The organism is bacterium (assembly GCA_021158245.1).
GTDB lineage: Bacteria > Zhuqueibacterota > QNDG01 > QNDG01 > QNDG01 > QNDG01.
On the sequence record JAGGVB010000176.1, the window covers coordinates 18,630 to 34,766 of the forward strand.

10 protein-coding genes are annotated in these 16,137 nt (G+C 42.3%); 3 read left to right on the forward strand and 7 right to left on the reverse strand.

What is annotated here, in order from left to right; all coding sequences use genetic code 11:
• Nucleotides 1-16: 16 nt before the first annotated feature.
• The 6 genes from J7K93_09575 to J7K93_09600 form a co-directional block, all read right to left on the reverse strand.
• Entirely contained in the window at nt 17-1,813 is a 1,797-nt protein-coding gene (locus J7K93_09575; GenBank protein MCD6117253.1) for a TonB-dependent receptor, read from the reverse strand.
• A gap of 312 nt (nt 1,814-2,125) precedes the next feature.
• Complete coding sequence (locus tag J7K93_09580; protein MCD6117254.1) at nt 2,126-3,817, reverse strand: sodium:solute symporter; 1,692 nt, start codon at nt 3,815-3,817, stop codon at nt 2,126-2,128.
• A gap of 38 nt (nt 3,818-3,855) precedes the next feature.
• Nucleotides 3,856-5,328, reverse strand: coding sequence for a fucose isomerase (locus J7K93_09585; GenBank protein MCD6117255.1), 1,473 nt, complete (start codon nt 5,326-5,328; stop codon nt 3,856-3,858).
• Between the two features lie 29 nt (nt 5,329-5,357).
• Complete coding sequence (gene araD, locus J7K93_09590) at nt 5,358-6,053, reverse strand: L-ribulose-5-phosphate 4-epimerase AraD (protein MCD6117256.1); 696 nt, start codon at nt 6,051-6,053, stop codon at nt 5,358-5,360.
• A 2-nt stretch (nt 6,054-6,055) separates the two neighbouring features.
• Nucleotides 6,056-7,717: a ribulokinase gene (locus J7K93_09595; GenBank protein MCD6117257.1), complete on the reverse strand. Its 1,662-nt coding sequence runs from the start codon at nt 7,715-7,717 to the stop codon at nt 6,056-6,058.
• Between the two features lie 12 nt (nt 7,718-7,729).
• Nucleotides 7,730-8,767 carry a substrate-binding domain-containing protein gene (locus tag J7K93_09600; GenBank protein MCD6117258.1) on the reverse strand — a complete coding sequence of 346 codons (1,038 nt, stop codon included), beginning with the start codon at nt 8,765-8,767 and terminating at the stop codon, nt 7,730-7,732.
• Between the two features lie 180 nt (nt 8,768-8,947).
• On the opposite strand from J7K93_09600, the gene J7K93_09605 reads away from it, so the two are divergent.
• Nucleotides 8,948-9,805, forward strand: a complete 858-nt coding sequence (locus tag J7K93_09605) for a DUF89 family protein (protein ID MCD6117259.1) — start codon at nt 8,948-8,950, stop codon at nt 9,803-9,805.
• 82 nt (nt 9,806-9,887) lie between these two features.
• Here J7K93_09605 and J7K93_09610 read toward each other — a convergent pair whose 3' ends face one another.
• A complete protein-coding gene (locus J7K93_09610; GenBank protein ID MCD6117260.1) occupies nt 9,888-11,447 on the reverse strand; it encodes a hypothetical protein in 1,560 nt (519 codons plus the stop codon).
• 533 nt (nt 11,448-11,980) lie between these two features.
• On the opposite strand from J7K93_09610, the gene J7K93_09615 reads away from it, so the two are divergent.
• Both J7K93_09615 and J7K93_09620 read left to right on the forward strand, forming a co-directional pair.
• Nucleotides 11,981-14,710 carry a valine--tRNA ligase gene (locus tag J7K93_09615; GenBank protein ID MCD6117261.1) on the forward strand — a complete coding sequence of 910 codons (2,730 nt, stop codon included), beginning with the start codon at nt 11,981-11,983 and terminating at the stop codon, nt 14,708-14,710.
• A gap of 80 nt (nt 14,711-14,790) precedes the next feature.
• The gene (locus J7K93_09620) at nt 14,791-16,137 is read left to right on the forward strand and encodes a DUF4139 domain-containing protein (protein ID MCD6117262.1); all 1,347 of its coding nucleotides are present in this window, start codon (nt 14,791-14,793) and stop codon (nt 16,135-16,137) included.

A 16,137-nucleotide genomic window follows, 5' to 3' on the forward strand; every position in this document is an offset into this window, starting at 1 on the left:
AATAGAAGGTTTTTTATTAATGAGTGTAATTAATACCCATATTAATGCGTCTTCCCGGCATAATTACATTGGGAATAGTCTCATATCTTGTATTAAGAATATTATTTAAAGAAAAATAGAATGTTTTATTGCCGATCTTAAAAGAAATTTTTGAATTTAAAAGCGTATACGAACTCATAGAAGGATTATTGCATACCAGAATAAAAAGAGTTTGAGCGACTCTTCTGCTCCAGTTTTCTGTGAAAGATAAAGTGAGATTGTGGGGAGGGACAGTAAAATCATATTTTGACATGTACGGTTCTGCAGCAATATTCCTGCGCAAGAGATATGTGTAATTTATACGCCATGTTGTCCTGTCTGAATGCATGTAATCCGCACTTATTGATAATCCTGCGACTTCAGTCCTGCCTCTGTTGACAACTTTCCATATTTCATCAGATGAAAATCTAATCCAGTCGATTTTGTCTTTTTCCCACCTTTGAAAAATGGAAAGAGATAATGCAAGCCCTCCTTGAGAGAAGTCTATCCCTGTTTCTGCCGACCATCCTGTCTCAGGTTTTAAAAGAGGATTCCCCTGGTTTGCAGGAGAGTGATAAAAGAGTTCTGTAAATGTCGGTATTCTGAATATTCTCCCTGCTGATGCTCTGAACATTAAATGAGGAGATATAGAACTTTTGAAACTCAGAGAAGGGCTGGCCTGTGTTCCCCATGAGTTGTGATAATCAAGCCTTATTCCGCAGTCAATAGCGGATTTATCAGAGATCCCGACAGCCATCTCTGCAAAAACAGCTGCAATTGTCTGATATCTTTTGCCTAATGAAGAGCTGTTGAGGTTCTCCTGTGTAAGAGAAGCTCCAATAGCATATTCATTGCTGTTTCTGGTATAGTTAAGTTGTACATTTGTACCGAATATGTAAGTTTTATGATGGTTTGAGTACCATGATTCCCTTGTTCTGTCAAGTATGAAATCGTCATTATGAAAACGGAAGAATCCACGGGAAAAAAGACGCAGAGCAGAAGAGAACTGGTGGAGGAAGTTGATTTTTGAGAATATTGCACCAGTCTTTTCCCTCGAAGGGAAAGGAGCATAAAAATTATTTGCACCAAAGTTTTTTATGGAAATGCCGGCAGATGAGGATACCCGGTTTTTTCTGTTTATCCATGAATTTCCGTAAGATGCAGCCATGTTATGATAATCAGTGTCTTCAATATGCCCGTCTGATCTGTTATTTTCAAAAGAAATTTTATGAGTCAGTTTACCAAGTTTAAAAGAGCAGCTCATGCCGGTATGAACGGTTCTAAAGGAGCCATAGTTAAAAAAATAGCTGATTCCGTTATTGCTGCCTGCCTTTGTAATTATATTGACAACTCCGCCGTATCCGTCTGGGCCGTACACTGATGATGCGTGCCCTGCAAGGACTTCAATACGTTTGATATCTGATAACGGAACAGGTATATCCATGCTGTGGTGTCCGGTTTGAGGGTCATTCATCCGTATCCCGTCGACCAGAATCAGAACTTGCTCAAATGATGAGCCCCGTATTGAGATATCAGCCTGTGAATTTCCCAACCCTCTTGTCCGGATATTAACAGAGGCGATAAGTTCCAGCAGCTCTGTCAATGTATTTACCGGAAGGTTTTTTATATCTTTATTGTCAATAGTGTAGATTTTTCTGTATCCTTCGGACAGAGTACTTGAGATGCGGGATCCGGTAATAGTAACAGGTTCGCCGAAAAAGAGATTCTGCCCCGCTGCAATTTCTGCATATAGAAGATATAAGAATGCTGGTAAATATAGTACTTTATGCTGCATAACTTACCTGAGTTTAATTTATAATAATTATTTATAAAATTTAAATTGTGATATGGTAAATATAAAAAGAATAAATGTCAAGGTAAATTAATACAAAAATTTTTATGTCCCGAAAATTTTTGTAAATAAAGCCCTTCAAAGAACCCCAGTGAAGAAAAATCTCCTGAAATGGGAATAAATATTAAGTGAAAATTTTTTTTAAACTGAATCAGACCATTTTATTATCATAATCTCTTTTTATATGCAAAACTTGATTATAATTATCCATGCAATTCGATATAGACCCAACATTTATCATTTGAGACAATCTTTTTACTTCAGCCACACTGTAAAATAGGTATACATTGCAGCGAGAAGCACTAAAACAACAGCTGTGCCGATGACATCCCACTTGTTCCAGCTGGCCCGGTTTTCCGCTTTGTCTCTTTCAGATGTCGTGGTAAAGGTCAGCCCCGCGATCTGCTTTGGATCAGGCGCCTTAGTCATCAAGGAAACAGATACAATTATAATCACACTGATTGCCATTAACCAGCCGGAAGCATAAAGGAAGTTGTAGTTCCCAATTGCAACCAGCCATACAGGTCCGCTGATAGTGCTGCTGCCCACGAGAGCTTGAATACCAAGCTTTGCCATCCCAAGGATAAATCCTGCCGAAAGGCCGGCAACCGCACCATTGGCATTGATGCGTTTTACAAACAGCCCCAGCAGGAATACAGCTGTAATGGGCGGAGCTAAATAACCCTGCACACTCTGCAGATATTGATAGAGGCCGCCCTTGGAGATCATGGGCATCACGGGAATCCATAGTATCCCCAATGCTACAACAACCCCGGTGGCTATCCGCCCGACATTTACAAGACGGCGTTCCGAGGCACCGGGACGTATTTTTTCATAGACATCCATAGTAAAAAGAGATGCGCAGGAATTAAATAAAGATGACAACGAGCTCATCAGAGCTGCCATGAGACCGCCCACAACCAGACCGCGCAGTCCGACAGGCAGCAGGGTAGCAACCATTATAGGAAAAACCTTATCTCCGTTAAGTACCGCTTGACCATCTACCATTTTTGTGGGGATTGTAATAAGGCCTTTTTGATTAAGAGCATAGCCAATCATACCGGGAATCAGAAAAAGAAGTACCGGCCCGAGCTTTAAAAAGGCACCCCAAATTGCTCCACGGCGGGCATTCTGTAAATTTTTTGCAGCTAGGGTTCTCTGAACAATATATTGATCGGTACACCAGTACCAGATTCCAATAATGGGTGAAGCAATCAATACTCCCAGCCATGGGAAATTTGGATCTGAGCTGGGCCGCCAGAGGGCAAAATTTGCAGAATTTTGGCGGCAAATCTCTACTAACTCGTTCCAGCCTCCCAATTTGTGCAGACCGAACAGTGTAATTAAAGCCGATCCTATAATCAAAATAAAAGTTTGGGCAGTATCCGTGTAAACAACGGCCCGCAGGCCGCCAAGTACAGTGTATATCCCTGTTAATAAAACCGTAGCCAGTGCCCCTACCCAGAAAGCATTTTCCGGCGAACCGAACGTATCAGGAAGCAGCGTTCCGAAAACCATTCCTCCTGCATAAACGGTAACCGAAACCTTAGTGAAAATGTAGGCAACTAAAGAGACAAGCGAAAGAATCCAGCGTGCTTTGGCATTAAATCGTTTTTCTAAAAACTCCGGCATCGTAAAAACGCCCGCTCTTTGATAAAAAGGGACAAAAACCCAGGCCAGCATTATCAGAACCCAGGCATGAAGTTCCCAATGGGCCATACCCATACCGCTGACAGCACCGTTCCCTGCGAGGCCAACAATATGTTCAGAACCGATATTAGAAGCAAAAATAGATGCACCGATTACAAACCAGCCGATGTTACGTCCGGCAAGAAAATAATCGGATGTTGTTTTCTGATTACGGGCAGACCACCAGACAAGAATGACGATACTGAAAAAATATGCTCCGATCACCAGCCAATCCCATGAAGCTAATCCTGCTGTCATAACTATTCCCCTTCCTCTACATCATAATTTCATTGTAATCAGGCAAATGGATTTTCCGTTTTATATATCATCGTTTTGGGATAATTAAATCCTATATCTTCCACCCCCAGCATGCGCAGTGTACTGAACAAGGCTTTGCCAACATGGGAGAATGCGACAGCAGTGTGATGCGGAAAACGTTTCTCAATAAGGACATGGCGGTAGAAACGGCCCATCTCAGGTATGGCAAACACACCTATGCTGCCGAATGATTTTGGGTCAATATCGAGAATCTCTCCCTGGGCGATATAAGACCTGAGCTGTGTGTCTGCGGTAGACTGCAGCCGGAAAAGAGTAATCTCCCCTGGACGAATGCGTCCTTCCAAAGTACCTCTGGTGATGTCGGGGTTTTTACCAGACTCCATGAGCCGATGCATAATTAACTGATATTTCATGCTATAATTCAACATACAGGAAGATGATGTATTACCGCAGTGGAAGCCCATGAACAGATCAGATAACTTGAATTTCTTTAATTGCCCATCTGTAAGGTCCGCAGGTACAGTGTTATTTATATCCAGAATAGTCGGTGGGAGAAGCGAGGCGCAAGCTGCCATATATTCAGACATTGCTCCATAAATATCCACTTCGCAAGCAACTGGAATACCGCGGGCCGCCAGACGGGAGTTTACAAAACAGGGGACAAATCCGAAATATTTTTCAAAAGAAGGCCAGCATTTATTGGCAAATATACCAAAAGACGCCAATCCGAGATTTTCAGTCATAAATTCTGTCAGAGCCACTTCATACTGAGCCAGTTTATTCAATAGATCAGGGTAATTATTCCCGGTGCCCAGCTCGGCAGCCATTTCCCGGGCCACTTCCGGAATTTTCGGGTTGCCCTCTGCGGAACGATAAATATCATACAGGTCCAGTTCACTGTTTTCCATAATCTCCACACCCAGATCATAAAGGGGCTTGATGGGTGCATTGCAGGCTAAGAAATCCTGGGGCCTGGGGCCAAAGGAAAATATCTTCAAATTTTTCAAACCGATCCAGGTACGGGCGACAGGCAGAAAATCGCCGATCATTCGCGCAACCTCTTCCGGTAAGCCCACCGGATATTCCGGAATATGCGGCCTCAAGTTCCTAAGTCCGACATTATAAGAGGCATTAAGCAGGCCGCAAAAGGCATCTCCTCGGCCCTGAATCAAATTGGATCCGGTCTCTTCAGCAGCAGCGGCAAACATCACCGGTCCGTCAAATTCCTGAGCCAGCATAGTTTCCGGCGTCTCCGGGCCGAAGTTTCCGAGGTAAATCACCAGCCCGTTTACTTTAGCTTCATTCATCTGCATAATGGCCTTGGCAACATGAGACTCATTTTCTACTATCGTCTCAATTTCAACTACGGGTAATCCCATTTTTGTACATACAGCAGTAACTTTACGCCGTCGTTCCCTGGACAGCTCCACCGGGAAGCAGTCGCGGCTCACTGCAACAATTCCGAGTTTAATTTCAGGAATATTGTCCATATGTTTAAGACCTCCCTAATAATGAAATGTCATTTTTGTCCGTAATAGGCATCCGTGCCGTGTTTTCTTTGAAAATGTTTATTGATGAGTGTATTTTTCAAATAAGATACTTCAGGATTTATCTGCAGAGTCAGCGCAGCTATTTTTGCAATTGATTCCAGAATCTGACTATGCTTTACTGAATCCAGGGCAGTTGCGCCCCAGGTAAAGGGACCGTGGCCGGCAGCCAAAACCATCGTTACATCTTCAGTAGACAGGTTACGGAGCAGATTAACGATCTGTCTGCCCGTTTCAATTTCATAATCACCCCGGATCTGTTCATCGCTCAACATTTTTGTACAGGGCACTTCCAGGGGTAAAAAATCAGCATGAGTCGTCCCCAGGACAGGGATTGGTTTCATTGCCTGGGCCCAGGCAGTCGCATAGGTCGAATGAGTATGAGTTATCCCGTCGATTCCAGGGATATTTTGATAAAGCACCAGATGTGTAGGAGCATCAGTAGAGGGTATTAGTTTACTATCAACAACAGCACCGTTAAAATCTACAACAACCATATCCTGTTGTTTCATATCAGTATAAGCCAGGCCGCTGGGTTTTATGGCAAACACCCCCTTTGCCCGGTCAGCAGCGCTAACATTACCAAAAGTACCAAAAACCAGTCCGCTTTTTGCCAGAGCCTGATTCGCTTCCCAGGCTTCTTCTTTTAGTGATTTATAACTGTTCATGTCTATTCTCCTGCTGCTGTTTTTTCAATAAAAGCACCAAGCTCCTTATATTTTTCATATAGACGATCATATAGTTTCACATTCCCGGCATGGGGTATGTAGGTCTGTTCAAAACCCTGGCCCATTCTTTCTTGAGCGTCCTGCAGAGATGTGAAAATCCCAGCAGCAGTTGCACCTGCCATGGCACTGCCTAACGCGACAGTCTGTTCAGACCGAGTGATTCGCATAGGCATATTCAAAACATCAGAGATTGTCTGCATAATAAAAGGATTTTTTTTAGCTACTCCGCCCGTTCCGATAATACCATGAATGGGTATACCCTCACTTATAAATCGATCAACAATGGCTTTAGCTCCAAAAGCGGTAGCCTCAACTAGAGTTTTGAATATTCTGGATGCATCAGTTGATAAATTTAAGCCTGTTATACCCATTTTAAGCCTCTGGTTGGCATCCGGACTACGCCTGCCGTTAAGCCAGTCTACTGCAATAGGGCCCGAAGGATCTACTGGTAAGACTTCTGCTGCTTTTGACAGGGCAGGAATAATTTTATCTTCTAATTCCCCAAATCCGATACCATTACTTCCGTGGATTTCCTGCCGGGGAAAAGGAAACATCAGTATATCGCGAAACCAGGCATAAACATCGCCAAATGATGATTGCCCTGCTTCCATACCCAGCATCCCTGGCAATACCGATCCGTCCACCTGGCCGCAAATACCATGTACCAGCCTGTTTTCGACATCTTTCATAGGCGCTACCAGAATATCACAAGTAGAGGTACCCATAACTTTGCATAGATGATATGGTTCTATCTGTGCTCCTACCGCACCAAGATGTGCATCAAAAGCTCCGACCGCTACTTGGACGTCTGTTCCAAGTCCCAATCGTTCAGACCATTCCCTGCTTAAATTACCGGCAGACACATCTGCAGTAAAGGTTTCAGAATAAAGCCTCTCCCGAAGCCCTGATAATCGATTGTCCAGAGATGAAAGGAATGTTTCAGGAGGCAAGCCCTTCCATGCAGTATGCCATAAAGCTTTATGCCCTGCTGCACATCTGCTGCGCTTAATAGCTGCTGCATCACTGTTTCCTGTAAGAAGCGCAGGCATCCAATCACAATGCTCCATCCAGGAATAGGCGGCATCTTTTACTTGGTTATCTTCCCGAAGAACGTGCAGGATTTTGGCCCAGAACCATTCGGAAGAATAGATTCCCCCGACATACTTTATATAATTATTCCCCGTACTGCTGCTGCAGGCAGCATTTATCTCTTCTGCTTCAGCGACTGCAGTATGGTCTTTCCATAATATAAACATGGCATTGGGATTGTTGCGGAATCTTTCATATAAAGCCAGAGGAACTCCTTTTTTATCAACTGCACAAGGCGTAGAGCCGGTAGTGTCAATGCCGATTGCCTTAACAGCGGAAGCTGTACTTTCAGGTGCTTGTGATAAAGCAGTTTTAACTGCAGTCTCAAATGCTTCTATATAATCCATAGGATGCTGCCGAAACTGATTAGCGGCAGGATCACAGTAACGACCCTCTTTCCAGCGTGCATATTCGCAGACTGCGGACGTAATTTCCCTGCCGTTATCAGAATCAACAATCAATATACGTACGGAATCTGTTCCGAAATCAGCACCTATCACATAACGATTATCCATGACCGTCATCCTTTAATCTTTTTGGTAAAAATCTACATTTTCCCTGGTTATGATATCAATAGGCATCATCACAGTCGGAGTCACCGCCTCATTTAAAACCACTTTTCTGAACAGCAAATAAATACCGCGATACCCTTGTTGGCGTGATTGCTGACTTATAAGAAAATCAATTAAGCCCCGTTTTAAATAAGTAATATTTTCCCTGATGAGATCGTAACCAATCACATGGATTTTATCGGATTTATTCTGCTTCTCAATTACCTGTGCAGCACAATATGTAAGAGCATGAGATATAAAGAGCCCCTTTACACCTGTATACTCTGTCAATATTGATTCGATTCCTTTACTGAGATATTGGACACTGCCTTCAGGCGGAGTATCTATGATTACCGGTGCAGTCAGATTATTTTCTGAATAATACTCGGCAAAACCGTTAATTCTCTGCTTAATATGATAATCACAGGAGAGCCCGCGAATGGCAACAATAGTGGACTGGCTGTCAGTCAGCAGACTCATCAGGCGGCCGGCTAAATATCCGCTGGCATAAGAATCCTGGACGATACTGCATAATCCGTTACTATCCGGCACCGGCGAATCAAAGAATACACAGGGGATATTATCAGACAGCCGGTCGGCGAATTCTCTGGCAATTGCTGATGAAGAAGGCGCCATTAAATAACCATCCAGTTTTGCCTGAAGAGCCTCTTCACAAGATTTAGAAAAAGACATGTTAGAATAACGGTCATATTGGAAATAACGGATTGATATACGATGTGCCTCAAGCTCCTTTGCAGCCTTGTTTATACCGATAGAAGGCAGTTTCCAATAACCGCTGTCTTGTTCATACTCAGGCATTATGACGCCGAATGTAAATGTTCTGGATAGTTTTAGCTGACGGGCAAAAATATTGGGCGTGTATTTGAGTTTATCAATAGCCTTGAGAACCCGGACCTCTGCATTATGCGACACATTCCCCCGTTTGTGGAGCACACGGTCAACAGTACCAATGGAAACATCTGCTTGATCAGCGATCTCTTTTATAGTTGCCATTAAATTTTTCCTGTATGAACCGTAAAACTGTTAACGTACACAGAAAAGTAGAGAAACAAAGATCAAAAGTCAAGTATTTTATATAAATAACTTAGGGGCAGCACTATTTTTTGACTTTTATTCCTGTACATTGTATATTGTCGTCAGCCGGAAATACTATTAATTAGAGAGCCATAAAAAATGAAATCCGACATCCAATGCCTTTACTGTCTAATCAAACAGGCATATAATACAGCCCGTATTGCCACATCTGACAAGAGTATCCAACGCAGGATATTAAACCTGATGGCTGACAAGATTCCTCAGGCCGACCTGTCTGAATCTCCGGCTGTTCTCTCAACACCTGTTTACAGCCTTGTCTCAGAAGTGACCGGGATTCCTGATCCCTATTATCAAATCAAACGACAGACAAATCGGGAGGCAATGGCATTGATTCCTCAACTACATCCCCTCATCGACGCTGCTGCTGATCCACTTGATGCAGCCCTCCATTTGGCCGTGGCCGGCAACATTATTGATCTTGGTATCGGACACGAATTTAATATTGCCGTAGATATAAAGAGCATCCTCCACGTACCCTTTGCAGTCAACAATGAGACCGACTTCCGCGAGGAACTGACTGCCGGTCGAAAACTGCTCTATCTGGGAGACAATTCCGGTGAGATCGTATTTGACCGCTTGCTGATTGAATATCTTCTGCAGTTTGATCTTAAAATTACCTATGTTGTTAAGTCAGGACCGATTATTAATGATGTACTCATGGAAGATGCTGAAGAGGCCGGTATAACCTCACTGGTTCCTGTCATCAAAACAGGCTCCAGCGACATAGGAGTAAATTTTAATAATGCATCCGGATCATTTATAGAAGCCTTTGAATCTGCTGATGTCATCATCTCTAAAGGTCACGGTAATTTTGAATCATGTGAGCATCGCTCTGAAAACATCTATTTTCTCCTGAAGGCCAAATGTGAAGTGGTAGCTGATGCCCTGGGTGTAAATTTGGGTGATATTGTATTTAAGAGGAATGTTCAGAAATAAATAAATTTTACCATAAAAAAAATCAGAATAGTTCATGATTTTCTTAAACCGTATCCTGTAAATTCTGTCTAATAAAATTTTTTTATAACAATTCCGCCCGTGCCCTGAAAGGATCATCTCCATTCAAACCGCGCACACGGGCACTAAGGGCATGAAACAGTTTTTTCTGTTTTTTATAGATAGAAACATTTTCAGGAATCGGCCTTCTGCGGCCTGCCTCATCCAGCTCCAGGAAAGGTGTAACAACTTCTTCAATGGGTTTAGATTCCCCCTTCTCTTTTATCCAGACCCAGGCCGCATGCAGAGCAGCACCCAGGGCGGCCCCTTCACCTTTAACCGGCAGAACTTCGGTATCAAACACATCTGCGATGGTTTGGCACCAGGCTGGTGATTGAGAAAGCCCGCCGGTTAGCCGAATCTCTGTTGCTTCAATTTCCATTTTCTGAAAACCGTCAAAAATATTAAGTACATGGCCTTCCAGAACCCCGCGGCAGAGAAACTGCGGAGTAAAATCATCCAACCCGAAACCAAAATAGAGAGGAGCAGCCTGAGGCAGGTCGGGAGTCCTTTCTCCCCCATACCAGGGGATGATGAGGCGGCCGCCGTTTCCTGCTTTAGTTTCTCCTATGATCCGGTTAAACGCATCATGATTAATGTCATATTTCCGTAGTGTTTCATTATATCCGCCTGCCATATTCGACACGCAAAGCAGCGGAAGATAATGCCCAGTACTATCGCAGAAGGATGCGATTTCACCGTCAGGGTCAATAAAGGGTTCTTCGCTGAAGGAAAAGGCAGTTCCGCTTGTACCAAGGCTTATTGTAACTATTCCCGGCATTACATTTCCCGTACCAACAGCGCTGTACATATTATCACCGCAGCCCGCATCAACTGTACACTCGGATGAAAAACCGAATCTGTTAACCAGAAATCCGGACATCCTGCCGATTGATTGATCAGAAGGAAGAACTTCAGGCAGCTTCTCTGATAAGCAGGGATCAATCGCTTTTATCACTTTTTCAGACCACGAGCCGGTGGCAGGATTCCAGAGGGCTGTCCCTGAAGTGTCTCCCGGTTCCATAACACGTACTCCGCCGGTAAGAAACCAGTTGATGTAATTGTGAACCAGGAACAAGGTATTCGTGCGAAGATACTGTTCAGGGTCATGCCGAACCATATGGAATATTTTCGCAGCTGTGTATCCTGTGCGCTGAGAATTGCCCACTTCTTTAATCATTGCCTCGGGACCGCCCAGTTTATCAGTGAGGATGTCACACTCTTCCTGGGTGGAAAAATCATTCCAGAGTTTGCTGAATGGTAGAGTTAAATTACCTTCCTTGTCAAGAGCTACTAATCCATGCTGCTGGCCTGAAACTGAAATGGACCGAACCTGTCCGGCATCCACATTGCTTTTTTTCAGGTTAGCGAAAACCATGTTCACAGCCTCTATCCACATTTCAGGATTGGACTCAGATACTCCTTCTCCCCTGTCAGGCAGTACTCCGCTGTGAGTATGATATTGAGGCAAATCCGTATCGTAATTTACTGAGTCCACATAAACCACTTCTTTTAATTGCCAGTCGAGGATGACCAGCTTGCAGCTCTGAGTTGAGACATCAAGCCCTGCGAATAGAATACTCAAATTTTTCACTCCTTGGCAGGATAAACACTATTGTTTATATTTTTTTATGCTTGCAGGTATAAAAGTTAAATTAAAACAGACTATCTTTAAAATATTGTAAATAATTTCTGCTGAAAAGTCAAGTAAAATATCAAACTAATATTATTAAGGCCTGTTCGGAAAATTCAGAAGATCAGTAATAAAGCTTGATTATAATATAAAAGTCCGTGCTTTTTTTAGCGAAGCACGGACTTCTTCAAGGGGTAGAGAGAGGAAAGAAGGTTCTTTTCCTTCAGTATTGAGTATAGCAATCATTGTGCCATTTTAAATAATAAGGTATAACTATAGGATAAACAGGATGATAACTGTCATATTTTGTTTGTCGGATATCAGTTAAAAATTTTCAAAATAGAATAATATTTACACAGTACTTGCAAAAAGAAAATAGAAGGCCGGATATTTTAAATATTATTATAGTTGACAAAGGAAGCGGATTTATTTACCTTTTATAATTGAATTCAAAGCGTTTTTTTATTAAGATTTAGGAGTTGTACATGGCTTTTGATCAGTTGGATAAAATTTATTCACCTCTGAAAGTGGAAGACAAGTGGTATCAAAGATGGCTTGAAAAAGGGCTTTTCCACGCTGATGCTGTTACTAAGAAACCACGATACACTATTATGATTCCTCCTCCGAATGTAACCGGTATGCTGACAATGGGGCACGTTCTTAATAACACTGTTCAGGATATTTTAATCCGCTGGAAGCATATGGACGGATATGAAACACTCTGGATGCCGGGCACAGATCATGCAGGAATAGCTACTCAGAATAAAGTGGAGGCAATGCTTAAAACAGAGGGCTTGTCAAGGCATGACCTCGGCCGCGAAAAATTGGTCAAAAGGATATGGGAGTGGAAGGAGAAATACGGCGGAATCATTCTGCAGCAGTTAAAAAAATTAGGCGCATCCTGTGACTGGGAAAGAGAACGCTTTACAATGGATGAGGGGCTGTCAAGAGCAGTCAGAGAAGTTTTTGTAAGGTTATACGAAAAAGGCCTCATATATCGGGGCAGGCGTCTTATAAACTGGTGTCCGAGATGTCATACTGCACTTGCAGATGAAGAGGCTCCTTCTTCTGAAAAAGACGGTCAGTTCTGGCACATTGCTTATCCTCTTACAAACGGGGAAGGAGAAATTGTAGTATTTACAACAAGGCCTGAAACAATGCTTGGAGATACTGCAGTTGCAGTTCATCCTGATGATAAGAGATATAAAAAATTAATAGGCGAAACAGTTAAACTGCCTTTAACAAACAGAGAAATTCCCATAATTGCAGATGAACATGCAGATCCTCAAAAAGGAAGCGGTGCTGTTAAAATAACACCTGCCCACGATTTTGATGATTTTGAAGTGGGGCAGAGAAACGGCCTTGATCTGATACAGGTTATTGATGAGAATGGATTTATGAATGAAAATGCAGGCTCGTACAGGGGGCTTGACAGATTCGAAGCACGCAGAAAAATAGTGGATGATTTAAAAGGCCTTGGGCTTTTAAAAGGCACAGAACCGAGGGTCATACCAATACCTAAATGTTACAGATGCGGTACAGTAGTAGAGCCCTTTCTTTCCGATCAATGGTTTGTAAAGATGGGGCCCCTTGCAGAGCCGTCGATAGAAGCTGTCCGTAAAGGGAGGATAAAGTTCTACCCGAAACACTGGGAAGAAACATACTTTCACTGGATGGAAAACATAAAGGACTGGTGTATAAGCAGACAGATATGGTGGGGACACAGAATTCCGGCATGGACCTGTCCCGAAGGGCATGTAACAGTATCACGGGACACGCCAAATGCCTGCAGAGAGTGCGGAAGTACTGAACTGACTCAGGATCCTGATGTGCTGGATACGTGGTTCTCATCCTGGCTTTGGCCTTTCAGTACACTCGGATGGCCGGATAAAACTGATGATCTTAAAGCTTTTTTCCCTACTGACACTCTTGCAACAGGCCCGGATATTATATTTTTCTGGGTTGCCCGAATGATAATGGCATCTCTTGAGTTTATGGGCGATATTCCTTTTACAGATGTATATTTTAACGGAATGATCCGTGATCTTTCAGGGCGCAAGATGTCCAAATCTCTTGGAAATTCTCCTGATCCGCTGTGGCTTATAAATGGTGCGGATAAGAATACCGTAAAAGAATTTGCATCAAGAAACCCGTCTTATAAAAAGGGAATACCTGCTTACGGTGCAGATGCAATACGCCTTACAATGGTTTATCTTACTCCTCTCGGCGGAGATATCCATTTTGATCATACTCTTGTAGAGTTCGGGCAGAAATTCTGCAATAAGATATGGAATGCTGCGCGTTTTGTATTGATGAATCTTGAAACTGACAGGGCAATAAATTCTGTTAAAGAATACAAACATGATGACGCTCTTATTAACAGATGGATTTTGAGCAGGCTGCAGAAGGTTATTGAAAGTGCAAGGCAGAGCCTTGAAACGTATAGATTCAATGATGCTGTGCGTTCTCTTTACAGCTTTACGTGGAATGAGTTCTGTGACTGGTATCTGGAAATGGTTAAACCTGCGCTTTATCAAAATGAAGATACGGAAATGAAGCACAGAGCACAAGAAGTTCTTTTCACGGTTCTCAGTGATATACTTAAACTGCTGCATCCGTTTATTCCCTTTATTACGGAAGAGATTTATCATGCACTTCTCAGCAGAGTAGGGAAAGAAGATGTGGATCTTTCACTTATGGCAGTCCGGTATCCTGTTATGGATGAAAATTTTATTGATGACGAAGCTGAAAAACGTCTCGGGCTTATTCAGGGAACAATTACTGTAATAAGAAATATAAGAAGCGAAATGAATGTTCCGCCCGGAAAAAAAGCAGAGGTATTTTTAAAGGGCAGAGAATATCTTGTTGATATTATAAAGTCAGGTGATGTCTATATAAAGAGCCTCGGTTCAGTTGATAAAATTACAGCTGGTGTTGATCTTGAGAGGCCTGCAGGTTCGGCAATGGGCTTTGCTAAAGGGGTTGAGATATTTATCCCTCTTGGAGGGCTGATAGATATTGATGTGGAGAAAAAGAGAATTGCTCAGGAGATTGAACGGCTTGAGAATTTTATTACAGGTATTGAACGAAAGCTGATCAATCGTGATTTTATTGAGAGGGCTCCGAAAGAAGTAGTCAACAAGGAGAAACAGAAACAAGCTGATGCTCATGAAAAACTGGAAACATTGAGAAAAAATCTGGATTTTCTGATATAGATAAAAAATATGTTTATAAACCGGATAAAGAGAGAAGAGCTTTGCCGGTTTCGGAGATGTTAAATTTAAGGAGGTGTCTTATGAAGAAGGGAACTCTTATAGCAGTTATTTTGCTTTCTGCTGCAGCCCTTGCAGCGAGAGATCATGTAGCAGTTACTATTTATAATCAAAACAGGGCGCTTGTAAGAGAAATACGCTCTATGAACATAGTGAAGGGAACCGGTATACTCTCTTTTAAAGATGTTGCGTCGAGGATTGATCCCACGTCTGTTTACTTTATCTCACAAACATCACCTGACAAGCTGACAGTTATAGAGCAGAATTATGAGTATGATCTTGTTAATTCCGATAAAATATTAAATAAGTATATTGATAAAAATATTACTCTTGTTTCAAAAGACGGAGATGTCTTTAAAGGAATTCTCCTAAGCAGAGGAGGAGGTAATATTGTTTTATCAACTAACAGAGGAATTAAAATTATCCGTCAGGATGTGCTTGAAAGATATGACTTGCCCGAACTGCCCTCAGGGCTTATTACAAAGCCTACTCTTGTGTGGCAGGTAAATAACCTGGGCCCCGTAAATCAGGATGTTGAGGTAAGCTATTTAACAGGCGGAATGACCTGGCATGCAGAATATATTGCTGTTGTGTCAAATGACGATAAGAAGCTGAGTCTCAACGGCTGGGTTTCAATCAAAAACTCTTCAGGTACAGCATTCAGCAATGCAAAAATTAAACTTGTTGCAGGTGATGTAAATGTTGCGAAAAAAACCAACCCTGCCCCGAGATCGGAAGCAGGTGCTCTCTACATGGCCAAACAGGCACCTCAATTTGAGGAAAAGAGCTTCTTTGAATATCATCTTTATACTTTAAACAGACCTGCAACACTCAAAAATAATCAAATCAAACAGATTACACTGTTTCCGGCTGCAAAAGTCGACACAAAAAAGGTGTATACGTTTGATTCTGTGAAATCAGGGAATAAAGTGGCTGTAAAGCTTGTTTTTAAGAATAAAAAATCATCAGGGCTGGGATTACCTCTGCCAAAAGGAAAGATTAGAGTTTATAAACAGGATGAAGATGGTGCACAGGAATTTATCGGTGAAGATTATATTGACCATACCCCGAAAGGCGAAGAGATAAATGTGCTTTTAGGAAACGCCTTTGACATTACAGGTAAAAGAAAATCAGTATCACAAAAGAAAATAAGCAAGCGTGTAAGAGAGGAGACGTATGAGATTTCCCTGCGAAATCATAAGGATGTTCCTGTACAGATAGTTGTTCTGGAACATTTATGGGGAGATTGGAAAATTATGAAGAGTTCTCATCCTTATACTAAAAAAGATGTATCCACAATTAAGTTTGTTGTTACAGTAAAACCTGAAAGCAGCGAAACAGTATCTTATACTTCGCGTCTTTCATGGTAG

What these genes read in the sequence shown, in the direction of transcription:
- J7K93_09575 (MCD6117253.1), bottom strand. Translation starts at nt 1,813, where the DNA reads ATGCAGCATAAAGTACTATATTTACCAGCATTCTTATATCTTCTATAT.
- J7K93_09585 (MCD6117255.1), bottom strand. Translation starts at nt 5,328, where the DNA reads ATGGACAATATTCCTGAAATTAAACTCGGAATTGTTGCAGTGAGCCGC.
- araD (MCD6117256.1), bottom strand. Translation starts at nt 6,053, where the DNA reads ATGAACAGTTATAAATCACTAAAAGAAGAAGCCTGGGAAGCGAATCAG.
- J7K93_09605 (MCD6117259.1), top strand. Translation starts at nt 8,948, where the DNA reads ATGAAATCCGACATCCAATGCCTTTACTGTCTAATCAAACAGGCATAT.
- J7K93_09580 (MCD6117254.1), bottom strand. Translation starts at nt 3,817, where the DNA reads ATGACAGCAGGATTAGCTTCATGGGATTGGCTGGTGATCGGAGCATAT.
- J7K93_09600 (MCD6117258.1), bottom strand. Translation starts at nt 8,767, where the DNA reads ATGGCAACTATAAAAGAGATCGCTGATCAAGCAGATGTTTCCATTGGT.
- J7K93_09620 (MCD6117262.1), top strand. Translation starts at nt 14,791, where the DNA reads ATGAAGAAGGGAACTCTTATAGCAGTTATTTTGCTTTCTGCTGCAGCC.
- J7K93_09615 (MCD6117261.1), top strand. Translation starts at nt 11,981, where the DNA reads ATGGCTTTTGATCAGTTGGATAAAATTTATTCACCTCTGAAAGTGGAA.
- J7K93_09595 (MCD6117257.1), bottom strand. Translation starts at nt 7,717, where the DNA reads ATGGATAATCGTTATGTGATAGGTGCTGATTTCGGAACAGATTCCGTA.